Annotated in this window: 11 protein-coding genes; 6 read left to right on the forward strand and 5 right to left on the reverse strand. The window is 63.6% G+C overall.

The features are described 5' to 3' along the window. Positions 1 to 25: 25 nt before the first annotated feature. Positions 26 to 964, forward strand: a complete 939-nt coding sequence (locus NKJ89_RS27775; protein ID WP_352607217.1) for a lysophospholipid acyltransferase family protein — start codon at positions 26 to 28, stop codon at positions 962 to 964. Positions 965 to 977: 13 nt separating this feature from the next. Here the strand turns inward: NKJ89_RS27775 and NKJ89_RS27780 are convergent, their stop codons facing one another. Beyond that, the gene (locus tag NKJ89_RS27780) at positions 978 to 1,940 is read right to left on the reverse strand and encodes an RgsD C-terminal domain-containing protein (protein WP_023757553.1); all 963 of its coding nucleotides are present in this window, start codon (positions 1,938 to 1,940) and stop codon (positions 978 to 980) included. Between the two features lie 159 nt (positions 1,941 to 2,099). On the opposite strand from NKJ89_RS27780, the gene NKJ89_RS27785 reads away from it, so the two are divergent. From NKJ89_RS27785 to NKJ89_RS27795, 3 genes are all read left to right on the forward strand, one after another. Next, complete coding sequence (locus NKJ89_RS27785) at positions 2,100 to 2,684, forward strand: nitroreductase family protein (RefSeq protein ID WP_023757552.1); 585 nt, start codon at positions 2,100 to 2,102, stop codon at positions 2,682 to 2,684. Further along, on the forward strand, positions 2,685 to 3,293 hold the full coding sequence (locus NKJ89_RS27790) for a flavin reductase family protein (RefSeq protein ID WP_023757551.1): 609 nt from the start codon (positions 2,685 to 2,687) through the stop codon (positions 3,291 to 3,293). A 158-nt stretch (positions 3,294 to 3,451) separates the two neighbouring features. Next, positions 3,452 to 5,353, forward strand: coding sequence for a CASTOR/POLLUX-related putative ion channel (locus NKJ89_RS27795; RefSeq protein ID WP_352607219.1), 1,902 nt, complete (start codon positions 3,452 to 3,454; stop codon positions 5,351 to 5,353). 103 nt (positions 5,354 to 5,456) lie between these two features. Here NKJ89_RS27795 and NKJ89_RS27800 read toward each other — a convergent pair whose 3' ends face one another. Together NKJ89_RS27800 and NKJ89_RS27805 are read right to left on the reverse strand one after the other, a co-directional pair. After that, positions 5,457 to 6,338 carry an HpcH/HpaI aldolase/citrate lyase family protein gene (locus NKJ89_RS27800; protein ID WP_352607221.1) on the reverse strand — a complete coding sequence of 294 codons (882 nt, stop codon included), beginning with the start codon at positions 6,336 to 6,338 and terminating at the stop codon, positions 5,457 to 5,459. Between the two features lie 3 nt (positions 6,339 to 6,341). Further along, the gene (locus NKJ89_RS27805) at positions 6,342 to 6,794 is read right to left on the reverse strand and encodes a MaoC family dehydratase (protein ID WP_023757548.1); all 453 of its coding nucleotides are present in this window, start codon (positions 6,792 to 6,794) and stop codon (positions 6,342 to 6,344) included. Between the two features lie 151 nt (positions 6,795 to 6,945). Here NKJ89_RS27805 and NKJ89_RS27810 point away from each other — a divergent pair, with 151 nt between their 5' ends. Further along, a complete protein-coding gene (locus NKJ89_RS27810; protein WP_352607223.1) occupies positions 6,946 to 8,067 on the forward strand; it encodes a DUF2336 domain-containing protein in 1,122 nt (373 codons plus the stop codon). A 58-nt stretch (positions 8,068 to 8,125) separates the two neighbouring features. Here the strand turns inward: NKJ89_RS27810 and NKJ89_RS27815 are convergent, their stop codons facing one another. Continuing rightward, a complete protein-coding gene (locus NKJ89_RS27815) occupies positions 8,126 to 10,192 on the reverse strand; it encodes an FUSC family protein (RefSeq protein WP_352607225.1) in 2,067 nt (688 codons plus the stop codon). A 44-nt stretch (positions 10,193 to 10,236) separates the two neighbouring features. Beyond that, a complete protein-coding gene (parE, locus tag NKJ89_RS27820; RefSeq protein WP_352607227.1) occupies positions 10,237 to 12,291 on the reverse strand; it encodes a DNA topoisomerase IV subunit B in 2,055 nt (684 codons plus the stop codon). Positions 12,292 to 12,528: 237 nt separating this feature from the next. Here parE and cpaB point away from each other — a divergent pair, with 237 nt between their 5' ends. Beyond that, complete coding sequence (gene cpaB, locus NKJ89_RS27825) at positions 12,529 to 13,452, forward strand: Flp pilus assembly protein CpaB (protein WP_245266429.1); 924 nt, start codon at positions 12,529 to 12,531, stop codon at positions 13,450 to 13,452. Positions 13,453 to 13,502: the final 50 nt, after the last annotated feature.

Consider the following 13,502-nt stretch of genomic DNA (forward strand, 5'->3'; position numbering starts at 1 on the left):
CACGCCGACCTTGTAACGAGCCCATATGCTCAAGCTGAAATTGCGCGAACGACCCTTTCCCGAGCTTTCCTATGCCAATCCGCGCCAGCCGGCGCTGGCGCGCTGGTTCATCCATTCGGTCGAAGGCCTGTCGGGCCGTGACCGCTACACCGCGCTTTATGATTTCTGGCGCCGTCAGGTCGTGCCGACAGGCGAGCGCGTGTTCGGTCGCATGCGCGACCTGATCGATGTACGCGTGCGGACATCAGACCAATGGCCACCCGCACGATTGCCGGATACGCCGCTGGTGATCGTCGCCAATCATCCGTTCGGCATCGGTGACGGCATTGCCGTGCTGTCATTGGCCGAGCAGCTCGGACGCCCGTTCCGGGTGATGATCCACAAGGATCTGCTCAAGATCCGCGAGATGGAGCCTTACTCGCTGCCGATCGACTTTTCCGAGACCAAGGACGCGCTCAAGAACAACATGGCCGTGCGCCACGAGGCGGTGCGGCTGCTCAAGGAAGGCGTCACCATCGTGGTGTTTCCCGCCGGTGGCGTCGCCACCGCGCCAAAAGGTTTTGGCCAGGCGCGCGACTTGCCGTGGAAGATGTTTCCGGCGCGCCTCATTCAGGAGGCAAAGGCATCGGTCATCCCGATGCATTTTTCCGAGCAGAATGGCAGGCTTTTCCATCTGGTCAGCGGGCCGATGAACATGGCCGAGCGTGACGGCCGCCTGGCGAAGTTCGTCGGCAAGGCGTCGCTGACATTGCGTACGTCCCTGCTCATCCACGAATTCGCGCGGCTGTCCGGCAAGGCTATCGACGTGCGTGTCGGCGAGGTGCTGAGTTGGAGCGAACTGGAGCCATTACGCGACCGCAAGGCATTGCTTCACCGGCTTTATCGCGGCGTGTTCGACCTGGCGCCGACCTTGCCGCGCCGGCGGATACCGTTCTTGCCGGCGCGGACCAAGCTGGCTGCTTGAAGTCAGTTGAAGGTCAGTCCGCACCTTCTTCGGGATCCATCGCCGCCGCTTCGGTGGCCAGAACCTCGATCTCCTGGTTCTGCCCGGCCACGACCGTGAAATCTTTCTGATAGATGCGGTCGCGGTTCTTGGCGATGATGGTGTAGTCGCCCTCGGCCAGGACCATCGAGGCGAAGGCGCCGACGGTTTCCTTGATCGGATCGCCGGATTCGTTGAGCAGCGACCATGACGTGTCGGCGATCGCCTCGCCACCGGTCTCGCGCACCAACTTCATCGTGATCTCGGCGGCGTGGTGCTCGACGGTAGCTTCGGTCAGCTTGCCGGCCTCGACGCGGATGTCGGAGCGGATGACCGCATTGACCGCGCCATAGGTCGAGACGACATGGTAGATGCCGGCGTTGAGCCGTACGACACTGTTGGGCTCGACATCGGGAATGATCAGCGCGCGGTCGCCATTGGCCTCTGCCGTGCCCTCGTAGATCGAAAAGCGCAGCTTCTTCGGCGGAATGCGCACGCCGCCGGACAGCACGGCGTCCAGCTTGAGCCCGCCAGCATCGAGCACGAGGCTTTCGCGCTTGGCGTCCTTGCCGACGGTGATGCGCTTGGTGGCGCCGGCCCGACCGTAGGAGGCATGAACCAGATAGCTGCCGGGTTCGAGCTGGAAGACGGCGGTGCCGCCATGCGCCGAGGCGACCATCGGCAATTTTCCGTTGATGGCTTCGGGCTTGAAGACCCGCCAGACGATGCCGCGGGTGATGTCGGAACCCTTGTCGGTCAACTGCGCGGAAAGCGTGATGGCGCCGCCACCGCTCAGCGCCAGCGACCTCTCGCCTTTCGGCGTCGCATAGCTTGAGATTCCGGGAAGCTTCAGGTCGCTTACGCCATCGACGTTCTGCGCCATGGCGAACGAAACCGGCGCCATGAACAGCAGGGCGCTGAGCCAGACCAGGAAAAGACGGATAGTCCCCTCAAACATGCCTTGCGTTGAAGCCCATGGCGGTGGCAATTTCAAGGCTTAAGAGTCCGATCGATACGACTCTTCCATCCGGCGTATATTCCGCGCCAATGCCCGAGCCGCCCGAATTCCCGATGGTGCGCTTCAGCTCAAGACAGACTGTTCAGGAGACTTGCGCCCATGGCGTCGCCGATCATCGACTTTCTGCTGAGCCGAAACTCCGCACCGATCCCTGATTTGAAGGAGCCGGCGCCGAGCGATGTGGAGATCGCGACGATGATCGCCGCCGCCTCGCGAGTGCCCGATCATGGCCGATTGGAGCCTTGGCGCTTTATCCTCTATCGTGGCGATGCTCGTATCGAGATCGGCAGACAACTGGCAGCACTTGCCGAGCAGCGGGAGGGTCCATTGCCGGAAGGCCGCCGCAACCAGGAACTGGCGCGGTTCTCGCGCGCGCCGCTGGTGATAGGCGTGATATCGATCCCAAGGGAGAACCCAAAAATCCCGCAATGGGAAATGTTCCTGTCGGGCGGTATGGCGGCGATGAACCTGATGATTGCAGCCAACGCGCTGGGTTATGGCACCAATATGATCAGCAACTGGTATTCGGATGTGCCGGAGGGTAGGGCGCTGCTCGGGCTGGCACCGCTGGAGCGCGTCGTCGGTTTCATTCATATCGGCTCTTATGCGGGCCCGGCGCCGGAGCGGCCGCGGCCAGATCCGGCAAAGCTTTACGGTGACTATTCGGGGCCGTGGGCGGGCTGAATGTTCTACGAACCTTCAAAGGGCCACGGCCTGCCGCACGACCCTTCGAAGGCAATCGTCGCGCCGCGCCCGATCGGCTGGATTTCGACGCTGAACGGAGCCGGCGAGGTCAATCTCGCGCCGTACTCCTTCTTCAATGCCGTTTCGACGCGGCCCTTCATCGTCTGGTTCTCCTCAGAGGGCGAGAAGGACAGCGCCTCCTTCGCGCAGGAAACCGGTGAGTTTGTCGCCAATCTGGTCAGCCGCGATCTTGCCGACAAGATGAACCGAACATCGGTCAATGCACCGCGCGGCGTCAATGAGTTCATCTATGCCGATCTTGCGATGGCGCCGTCGCGCCTGGTCGCGCCACCACGTGTGGCGGCAGCGCCGGCAGCACTCGAATGCCGGGTGACGGAGGTCTTTCGGCCAAAGGCGCTGGACGGATCGCCGACAAGCGCTGTCGTTGTCGCCGGCGAAGTGGTCGGCGTATACATCGATGACGCCTTCCTGACAGACGGTCTGTTCGACATCACCAAGGCAGGCAACGTCGCTCGCCTCGGCTATATGGAGTATGCCAGCGTCGACGAGGTGTTTTCGATGCGCCGGCCGCGCTGGGACAAGGACTAATCCTTGGGTCGAACCGCCGTCCGCCGCGTCGGCGGGTTCCCTGGCCGTGGGCACGCGAAAGCGATTCCCCTTTATTTGAACACAGGCTAAGAGAGCGGCTTCGGCGATGCGCTGGAGTCGGCGCATCGACCTTGGGGATATTGCGGGGCATCGGCTAAATGAAGAAACGAGACTCGCTGGGAATCCGGCTGCGCTACGGGTTTGACAAGAGCATGGCCGCCGGCCCGATCGCGCTGATCGGCTGGCTTGCCGTCGTTTCGCTGCTGATCATCGTCGTCGCCGCGAGTTTCCTTGCGGTGACCCGCATCGCGCCCGAAGGCGGCGAGCCGCTGAACTTTGTCGAAGCGTTCTGGGAATCGCTGATGCGCACGCTCGATTCGGGCACGATGGGCGGCGACACTGGCTGGGCCTTTCGTCTCGTCATGCTGTTCGTCACGCTTGCCGGCATCTTCGTCGTTTCGGCGCTCATCGGCGTGCTGAGCGCCGGCGTCGACAGCAAGCTCGATGAATTGCGCAAGGGCCGTTCGCGGGTGCTGGAGACGGATCACACGGTCATCCTCAACTGGTCGCCGTCGATCTTCGACGTCATCTCCGAACTCGTCATTGCCAATGCCAGCCGCCGACGTCCGCGCATTGTGGTCATGGCCAATATGGACAAGGTCGAGATGGAGGACGAGATCGCGGCCAAGGTCGGCAAGCTGGGCAATACGCGCATCATCTGCCGCAGCGGCGACCCGACCGATCTCTACGACCTTGCCATCGTCAATCCGCAGACCTCGCGGTCTGTCATCGTGCTGTCGCCGGACGGCGACGATCCGGATTCACAGGTCATCAAGACGGTGCTGGCGCTGGTCAACGACCCGAACCGGCGCACCGGCCCCTACAACATCGCCGCCGAGATCCGCGATGGCAAGAACGCCGAGGTCGCGCGCGTCGTCGGCGGAGCCGAGGTGCAGCTCGTGCTGGCCGACCAGTTGATCTCGCGCATCGTCGTGCATTCAAGCCGGCAGTCGGGCCTCAGCGGCGTCTATTCGGAGCTGCTCGATTTCGACGGCTGCGAAATCTATACGACCGAGCAGCCGGACCTCACCGGCAAGACCTTCGGCGAGGCGGTGATGGCGTATGAACACTGCGCGCTGATCGGGCTTTGTGACCAAGAGGGACGCGTCAATCTCAACCCGCCGTCGGACCTGGTGATCGGCAAGGACATGCGCGCCATCATCGTCGCCGAGGACGATGCGGCGATAAAGCTGGGGAGCGCTGGCATCAAGATCGACGCGGCGGCGATCCTCGAGCCGCGGCCCGTCGAGACGAAGCCGGAGCGCACGCTTGTCCTAGGCTGGAACCGGCGCGGCCCGATCATAACCTACGAACTGTCGCGCTACGTCGCGCCTGGTTCGATCCTGACCATAGCGGCCGATACGCCCGACCTCGAGCAGGAGGTTGCCGGCCTGCCGGTCGCCAGTGACAATCTGTCGGTCTACTGTCGCGTCACGGACACGTCGAGCAGCTCCGCTCTGGCAAGCCTGGACGTGCCTTCCTACGACCATGTGCTCGTCCTCGGCTATAGCGAGACCATGGCAGCGCAGCCCGCCGATACGCGCACGCTGGTAACGCTGCTGCATCTGCGCAAGATCGCGGTTGACGCCGGTATGCACATCAGCATCGTCAGCGAGATGATCGACGTGCGCAACCGAGATCTTGCGGCAGTCACCAAGGCCGATGATTTCGTCGTCAGCAACAGGCTGGTCAGCCTGATGCTGGCGCAGGCGTCCGAGAACCAGCACCTTGCCGCGATCTTCGACGACCTGCTCGACGAGAAGGGCTCCGAAATCTACATGCGTCCCGTCGCCGACTATGTCGCCGTCGACCAGCCGGTGACCTTCTGGACGATCGCGGAATCGGCGCGGTTGCGCGGCGAGATCGCCTTGGGTTACCGGCGCATTCGCGCCGGAGAAGCCGACCAGCGGGCGCTGGGCGGCGTCACCGTCAACCCGCTAAAGTCCGAGGCGTTGGCCTATCTGCCGGAGGACCGGATCATCGTGCTGGCGCGGGACTGAGAGCAGGGCGATCCACATCGTTTCACGAAAACGCCAAACCGGTCGAATGCCCTGTTTTGACGCAACTCGGAAAGACCGTTTCACACTTTTCCTGAAAATCGCTCTAAGCGGAAACGCCGGCCGCCCTGGCACGCGCCAGAAGCCGCTCGGCCAGCCGCAGATGCGGGCGGTCGTACATCTTGCCGTCGATGCCGACGACGCCGGGATTTCCCGCCGCCTGGAACGCCGCGACGATTGCCGTCGATTGCCTCACCGCCTCGACCGACGGCGTGAAGGCGGCGTTGATGACCGGCACCTGATCGGGGTGGATCGCCATCTTGCCGGTGAAGCCGTCGCGCTCGGCTTCAGTGCATTCCGCTTTGAAGGCGGCCATGTCGCGAAAATTCGGGAAGACGGTGTCGATCGCCGCAACCTCCGCCGCGGCAGCGGCGAGTATGGTCATGACACGAGCGTGGCGGAAAACGTCGGTGTAGCGGCCATGCTCGTCGCGGACCGCACGTGCACCAATCGCCGCCGACAGATCTTCCGCTCCCCAGGTGAGACCGGCAAGCCGCGCGCTGGTTTCGGCATAGGTCGCGGCCGCCAGCACGCCTGCCGGCGTTTCGGTGATGATCGGCAGGATCTTGATCGCGCCATCGGCCAGGCCGTTTTCGGCCTCGTGCACCCTGAGCTTTGCCGAGAGATGCTGCACATCCTGGCCGCTGTTCGACTTGGGCAGCATGATGCCGTCGGGTCTTGCCGGCACCAATGCCGCCAGGTCGTCATCGGTCAGCCCGGTCGACAGATCGTTGACCCTGACATAGATGACCGAGCTGGTTTGCGCCCAGCGTTCGACGATGAAACGCGCCGCCACTTCGCGCGCCAGCGCCTTGTTGTGCGGCGCCACGGAATCCTCAAGGTCGACGATGACCACGTCGGCACCGGCTCCCAAACCCTTTTCCAGCTTCTTCTGGGAATCGCTGGGGACAAATAGCAGCGAACGCATGTTTCAGGTCGCCTTCTTCAGCATCATCGCTTGCCGCGTGCATTTGGCGACGAGATCGCCGTGTTGGTTGTAGGCGCGATGCTCGAATTCGACGATGCCGCGATCGGGTTTCGACCTGGACTCGCGCACCGAGATGACTGTTGTCTCGACCCGGATGGTGTCGCCATGGAAGACCGGATGCGGAAACACGGTTTCCTTCATGCCGAGATTGGCGACCGTTGTGCCGACTGTGATGTCGTTGACCGAAATGCCGATCATCAGGCCGAGCGTGAACAGCGAGTTGACCAGCGGCTTGCCCCACTCGCTCTTGGCAGCAAAATCGAAGTCGATGTGCAGCGGCTGCGGGTTCAGCGTCATGACCGAAAACAGCATGTTGTCGCTTTCGGTGACGGTCTTGCGCAGCGTGTGCTGGAAGACGTGGCCGACAACGAACTCCTGGAGATAAAGCCCGGCCATTTTCTCTCGCCTCCACTAGCTGACGGTTGATATGCGCTGCACCCAGCGCTCGCAAGCCAGTTAATGAACATGGTGAACCGTTCGTAAACCATTTCTGCCTACCGTCTCCACGGGGCCAGGAGCGTTCTGGCAAGGGGCGTAAGCAGGCGGCATGGTTGTTTCGCATTTTTTGAGATGGATTTGCACGGCCAGGGTGACAGAGCGCGCCGCCGCGGCAAGCGCACTTGCCCGAGCCTACGTCAATTCCGATCTGCCGTTCGAGGACCGTTGCGCCGCGGAGGCGGCGCTGACGCTGTTGCTCGACGATGCTTCGTCGAAGGTGCGTCTGGCGATGGCCGAGGCACTGTCGATGAGCCACCACGCGCCATTGCAGATCATCAGTGTGCTGGCCTCCGACCAGCCGGAAGTCGCCGGCATGGTGCTGGCGCGTTCGCCGTTGCTTACCGACGCCGATCTGATCAACCGCGTGGCCTCAAGTCCGAAGGCGACGCAGAAACTGATCGCCGACCGGCCGGTGGTCTCGATGGCGCTGTCGGCGGCCATCGCCGAGATCGGCGAGGCCGAAGCTTGCGCCGTGTTGCTGGCCAACAGCGGTGCGGACATCGCCTCGCTCAGCTTCCGCCGCATGGCTGAACGCTACGGCCATCTGCCTCTGGTTCGTGAGGCGCTGATCTCGGATGCCCGGCTGCCTGCCGACTGTCGGCATATGCTGCTCGTCAAGCTCGGCGAGATGCTGAAAACGTCGCCGTTGGTCATGGCAATGATGGGCGCGGCGCGCGCCGACCGCGTCATGCGCGATGCCTGCGTCAAGGCTTCGGTAACTCTGATCGAGGGCACGCGCCAGGAAGAACATGCCGCACTAATCGAGCATCTCAGGCTGCGCGGCGATCTCACCGCCAGCTTCCTCATCCGCACCATCGCGCATGGCAAGGTCGATTTCTTCGGCTCGGCGCTGGTCGCACTCAGCCAGCAGTCCGAACAAAGGGTGAGGGCGCTGCTTGCGGGCGGGCACGATGTCGCCTTGCAGGCGTTGTTCCGCAGCGCCGGCCTCGCCGCCGCCACACACGCCATCATCCTGCGCGCATTGAAGATCTGGCGCGAGGTCGCCAACGGCAAGCGCGTCGCCGGTGTGCAGGAGGTCAGCTGGCTGATGCTCAAGGAAGTGGGTGGACAGTCGGCGGAAGGCGATCTGGCCGCGCTGGTCAAGTCGATCCATCTCGACGCGCTGCGCGAGAACGCGCGGGGTCATGCGCTGGCGATCGCCGCCGCCTAAAGTGTATCGATATTCAGGTGATGCCGGCCTGACCTGAATATCGATACACTTGAGCACGCTAGCTTCTATTTCTCGTGAAGAAATCCGGGAAATCCTCCATCGCCGCGGCGATGATGCGCAGCGATACCGCTATCTGCAGCAATTCGCCGGTGCCGTTTCGCTGGGCGATGTTTGCCGCATATTGGCGGGCGACGGCGACGGTCGACGTCTGCGGATCGCCGAGGGCGCGAAAGAGCAGTTCGCGCGCCAGCGCCCGCAGGAAGTTGGTGATCGAAACTGCGGTCTCCGATGGGATGGCATGGCTTTGGCTTGCTCCGCGCAGCCGGAGGATCTCCAAGCCGACGGTGACGGCGGCGACGCCGCCGCCTAAGACAGCATCGCCCCTGCTGCCGGCATTCTGCACCAGAGGCATCAACTGGTTGATGCGATCATAGGCGAGGCTCTCGAAGGCCGAGCGCCTCGGCACACGCTCATGCAGGCAAAGCCGCGCCAAATCCTCGCGCATGGCGCGCACGATGCGGTTGGCCGCGAGCCACGGATCGGCGGGCAACACGACGATGAAGACGCCGATCGCCAGCAGAATGCCGACCAGGATCGATGCCGAACCGGCGAAGAAGGGGCCGGGATCGTAGGTCATCGCCTGATGCGGACTGAGGAAGGCGAGGAAGTTGATGGCGAAGGCCGTCGCCACGCCGACATAGCGTGGATTGGCCATCGCCAGCGCCGTGGGCACCAGGATCGGCACGACAAACAGCATGAACCAGCCGAAGCCGGGCAAGGCGGGCAACGCGATCTGGCCGACAAGAAAGGCAAAGGGCAAAGCGAGCAACGTTCCCTTGAAGAACCCCCAGGCGACCTGCACAGGGTCGGGACGGGCCGCAAACAGGCTGGATACGACGGCAACGAGAATGACCGTGCCGGCCGCTTCCGACCATTTCGTCGTCAGCCAGAAGGCGGCGACCAGCAAGGTGGCCAAGGCAGCGCGCACGGCATTGCGCGATGCGCCGGAGTAGTCGCGATGCACCACCAGCGCGGGCTGCCTGCTGCCCCGGACCGGGCGCGTGGCGGGCGCGCGCAAGGCATCGAGGCCGCGCAGCACCTGCTTGAACGCCTCGGCGAAATCGGCGGCGATAGTAAGGCGGGTGATGGTGCCGACCCAGTCGTCGCCCTGATCGGTCGGGGCATCGGGCATTTGCCGGGCCTTGGCTGAAATGGCGTCAAGTCGCGTCATCCAGGGCGCGGTGTCGTCCAGCGCGCCGGGTTTCGCAGCCAGTTCGCTGACAAGGGCGTGCAATTCCGATCGCACCGGGATGAGTGCGGCGTTCTTAGGGGCAGCGTGCGAATGCAGCGCGCGTGCCGCCGAGAGGGCCGAGAGCAGCTGTCCGATGGTGCGTCGGACCGGATGGGAGCGCGGCGCAAAGCTCGGCGCTTCCAGCCTGGCATAGGCGCGCATCTCGCCGAGCGTCTGGGTGTCGGCGACCAGCTTTCGGTGCAGGCCGGACAGCGTTGCCGGATCGCCGCCGGAGAATGCGCCGCCGGCGTAAGTCGCAAGATCGAGAATGCAGCGTTTCAGCCGCGAGACGATGGCGTCGCTGGCCAGTCTTGGCAGGATCAGCCGGCTGGTCAGGCCGGCGCAGATGATGCCGAGCACGATCTCGGCACAGCGCGCGACTGCGAGGTCGACGACGAGGTGCGGCTGTCCGAAGGCGGGCAGGCCGATGATCATCGCGGTGTAGCCGGCAAGGGCGGCACCGTAGGCTTCGGGATTGCGCAGCAGCGACGAGACGAAGGTGCAGATGCCTATCCAGAGGGCAAGCACCGTCACCAATACCCAGGGGCCGGTGCCGAACACCGTCGTGATGCCTATCGCAGCCATGCCGCCGACCAGCGTGCCGAGCAACCGGTAGAAGCCCTTCGCCAGCACCATGCCGGCAACCGGCTGGGCGACGATGAACACCGTCATCATGGCCCATTGCGGGTGGTCGAGCTTCAACGCATAGGCGGCCAGCAGCGCGATCAGGCCGGCCGAAACGGTGCGCAGGGCAAAAATCCAATCCGAGCGCGTAGGTTGCGCCAACCCGGAAAACCTTGCCTCGAAATAGCTCGTCAGCCGCGCCCAGATCACACACTGGTCTCCGTATGAGAAGCGCAGGCTAAACCGGCTGGCGGCTAGATATCCAGCACTTCCGTCTCGGCGAATTCGGCGCGTTCCTGGATGAAGCGGAAGCGCGCTTCCGGCTTGGTGCCCATCAGCGCATCGACGGCATCCTTGGTCGCCGTCTCGGCGTCGATCACATCGATCCGAAGCAGCGTGCGCTTCCTCGGGTCCATGGTGGTTTCCTTGAGCTGCGCGGCCATCATCTCGCCCAGACCCTTGAAACGGCCAAGCTCGACCTTGCCGCGCCCGGTGAATTCGGTGCGCAGCAGTTCGTCCTTGTGCGCGTCGTCCCGAGCATAGGCGACCTTGCCGCCTTGCCTGATCGAGTAAAGCGGTGGCACCGCCAGATAAAGGTGGCCGCCACGCACCAGCGCCGGCATTTCCTGGTAGAAAAAGGTGATCAGCAACGAGGCGATGTGGGCGCCGTCGACGTCGGCGTCCGTCATGATGATGACGCGGTCGTAGCGCAAATCCTCATCGCGGTATTTCGACCGCGTGCCGCAGCCGAGCGCCTGAATCAGGTCCGAGATCTGCTGGTTGCCGGCGAGCTTGTCGTTGCCGGCGCTGGCGACGTTGAGGATCTTGCCGCGCAGTGGCAGCACCGCTTGGCTGGCGCGGTCGCGCGCCTGCTTGGCCGAGCCGCCCGCCGAGTCACCTTCGACGATGAAGAGTTCGGCACCGGCCGCGGCATTCTGCGTGCAGTCGGCGAGCTTGCCGGGCAGCCGCAATTTGCGCACCGCGCTCTTGCGCGAAACTTCCTTTTCCTGGCGCCGGCGCACCCGTTCGTCGGCGCGCGCGATTACCCATTCGAGCAGCTTCGATGCTTCCTGCGGATTGTCGGCCAGCCAATGATCGAACGGATCGCGGATGGCGGTCTCGACAATCCGAATCGCCTCTATCGTCGCCAGCCTGTCCTTTGTCTGGCCGACGAATTCCGGCTCGCGGATGAACACCGACAGCATGCCCGCCGCCGAGATCATGACGTCTTCTGAGGTGACGATGGATGCGCGTTTGTTGCCGACGAGATCGGCATAAGCGCGCAGGCCCCGCGTCAGCACGTTGCGGAAGCCGGCCTCGTGCGTGCCGCCTTCGCCGGTCGGGATTGTGTTGCAGTAGGAATTGATGAAGCCGTCGCCGCCGAACCAGGTCACCGCCCATTCGAGCGAGCCATGGCCGCCTTGCTTCTCGCTCTTGCCGGCAAAGATTTCGCGCGTCACCTGGAAATCGTCGCCGAGCGATGCCTTGAGATAGTCCTTCAGGCCGCCGGGAAAATGGAACTCCGCCTTGGCCGGCGTCTGGTCCTTTTCCTTGATCAGCGACGGGTCGCAGGTCCAGCGGATCTCGACGCCGCCGAACAGATAGGCCTTTGAGCGCGTCATGCGGTAGAGCCGCGCCGGCTCGAATGCCGCGCCCTTGCCGAAAATCTGCTCGTCGGGGTGGAAGCGGATTTTTGTGCCGCGCCGATTGTGGACCTCGCCCAACTGCTCGAGGCCGGTTACCGGGACGCCGCGCGAGAAGCGCTGGCGATAGAGTTGGCGGCCTCGCGCGACTTCGACCTCGAGATGGTCCGACAGCGCGTTGACCACGGAAACGCCGACGCCATGCAGGCCGCCGGATGTTTCGTAGACCTTCGAGTCGAACTTGCCGCCCGAATGCAGCGTCGTCATGATCACTTCGAGCGCTGGCTTCTTGAATTTCGGATGCGGATCGACCGGAATGCCACGGCCATTGTCGGTGACGGCGAGATAACCGTCGGCCGAGAGTTCGACATCGATGAAGGTGGCATGGCCGGCAACCGCTTCGTCCATCGAATTGTCGATGACCTCGGCGAACAGATGGTGCATCGCCTTGTCGTCGGTGCCGCCGATATACATGCCTGGCCGGCGGCGCACCGGCTCCAGCCCTTCCAGCACCTCGATGTCGGCGGCGCTATAGCCCTCGCTGCCGTCCTTTATCGCGGCAGGACGCTTCGTTGCTTGTACCAGCGGATCCGCCGGGCGCGCCGGTGTGCGAACCGGCGGCGGCTGCTTGTCCATATTGCCGAAAAGATCGTTGCTGTCGTCCATGCCTGCCATAGGGTCCGGTGCTGCGAATCACCTCACGATACTGCCACGCTTTTCAGCGCCAAGCGACCGAGGTTCCTGTTCCGTTCGGGGATCCGGCCCCTCTTACCCCAAAACCATTCGATAACCAAGCCGGCGGAAATAGGTCAAATGCCTCCGCGCAAGATTCCTGATTCTTTAACAATGCCGCCTAGCGTGAGCCCAACAAAACAAGAAACTGCGGGCATCAGGGGTTTCGGCGTGAGGGGCAAGGCCATATCGATGATCGGCATCGCCGCCGTTTTCGGCGCGATCTCGATCTTTGCCGCGGATTTCTGGGTCAAGAGTCAAGCCAAGGCCGATTCCGAAAAGACGGCGTCGATCGCAGCACCCGTCGCCCCTAAGGTCGCATTCAAGACCATCGTGGTGGCGAATGCCCCATTGCGCTATGGCATGGAACTCGACCGCACCAAGCTCAGCGAAATCCCCTGGCCGCAGGACTCCCTGCCGCAGGGCGCCTTCGCCACCATAGATGGTTTGCTCGGCGAGGGCAGCCGCGTGGTGCTGTCGCCGATCGAGGTCAACGAACCGTTGCTGCTGACCAAGCTGTCCGGGCCAAACGGCCGCGCGACGCTTTCGAATATGATGACGCCCGGGATGCGGGCTGTGACGATCCGCACCGACGAGATCGCCGGTGTCGGCGGCTTCGTCACGCCGGGCGACCGCGTCGATGTCGTGCTGACGCGCGACGCCGGCGAAATCCAGGAAGTGGCGAAGAATGCACAGGGAGCGGCCGGGTCAACGGTCACCTCCGAGATCGTCGTTGCCGATGCCAAGGTGCTGAGCGTCGGGCAGGGTGCCGATGAGCGCCAGACGACACCGCAAATTTCCAATTCGGTGACCATCGAGGTGACGACTGACGGCGCGCAGAAAGTGGCGCTGGCCCGCACTGTCGGCACGCTGTCGCTGTCGCTGCGCTCGGCCAGCGAAGGTGGCGACGGCAAGGGCGGCGTCACCACCATCTCTTCGTTCGGCGGATCGGTCGCCTCGAACGTGCAGGCTGCTGCCGGTTCGCTGTTCGATGCCGTGGTGAAAGAGCCGGAGAAACCGAAGTTCAAGACCGTCATCGTGACGCGCGGCACAAAGGCCGAGGAATACCAGGTTCCTTCGCGGGACCAAAAATAGAAGCCAGTGGGGACTGGGCGAGGAACGGGACGATGTTGGGGTTGATTACA

It is taken from the genome of Mesorhizobium sp. M0047, assembly GCF_040323315.1.
Lineage (GTDB): Bacteria > Pseudomonadota > Alphaproteobacteria > Rhizobiales > Rhizobiaceae > Mesorhizobium.

Excerpts from the sequence above, each read along its gene's own strand:
- NKJ89_RS27790 (WP_023757551.1), top strand. The coding sequence starts at position 2,685 with ATGTTCTACGAACCTTCAAAGGGCCACGGCCTGCCGCACGACCCTTCG.
- NKJ89_RS27800 (WP_352607221.1), bottom strand. The coding sequence starts at position 6,338 with ATGCGTTCGCTGCTATTTGTCCCCAGCGATTCCCAGAAGAAGCTGGAA.
- NKJ89_RS27795 (WP_352607219.1), top strand. The coding sequence starts at position 3,452 with ATGAAGAAACGAGACTCGCTGGGAATCCGGCTGCGCTACGGGTTTGAC.
- NKJ89_RS27785 (WP_023757552.1), top strand. The coding sequence starts at position 2,100 with ATGGCGTCGCCGATCATCGACTTTCTGCTGAGCCGAAACTCCGCACCG.
- parE (WP_352607227.1), bottom strand. The coding sequence starts at position 12,291 with ATGGACGACAGCAACGATCTTTTCGGCAATATGGACAAGCAGCCGCCG.
- NKJ89_RS27775 (WP_352607217.1), top strand. The coding sequence starts at position 26 with ATGCTCAAGCTGAAATTGCGCGAACGACCCTTTCCCGAGCTTTCCTAT.
- NKJ89_RS27810 (WP_352607223.1), top strand. The coding sequence starts at position 6,946 with ATGGTTGTTTCGCATTTTTTGAGATGGATTTGCACGGCCAGGGTGACA.
- NKJ89_RS27805 (WP_023757548.1), bottom strand. The coding sequence starts at position 6,794 with ATGGCCGGGCTTTATCTCCAGGAGTTCGTTGTCGGCCACGTCTTCCAG.
- NKJ89_RS27780 (WP_023757553.1), bottom strand. The coding sequence starts at position 1,940 with ATGTTTGAGGGGACTATCCGTCTTTTCCTGGTCTGGCTCAGCGCCCTG.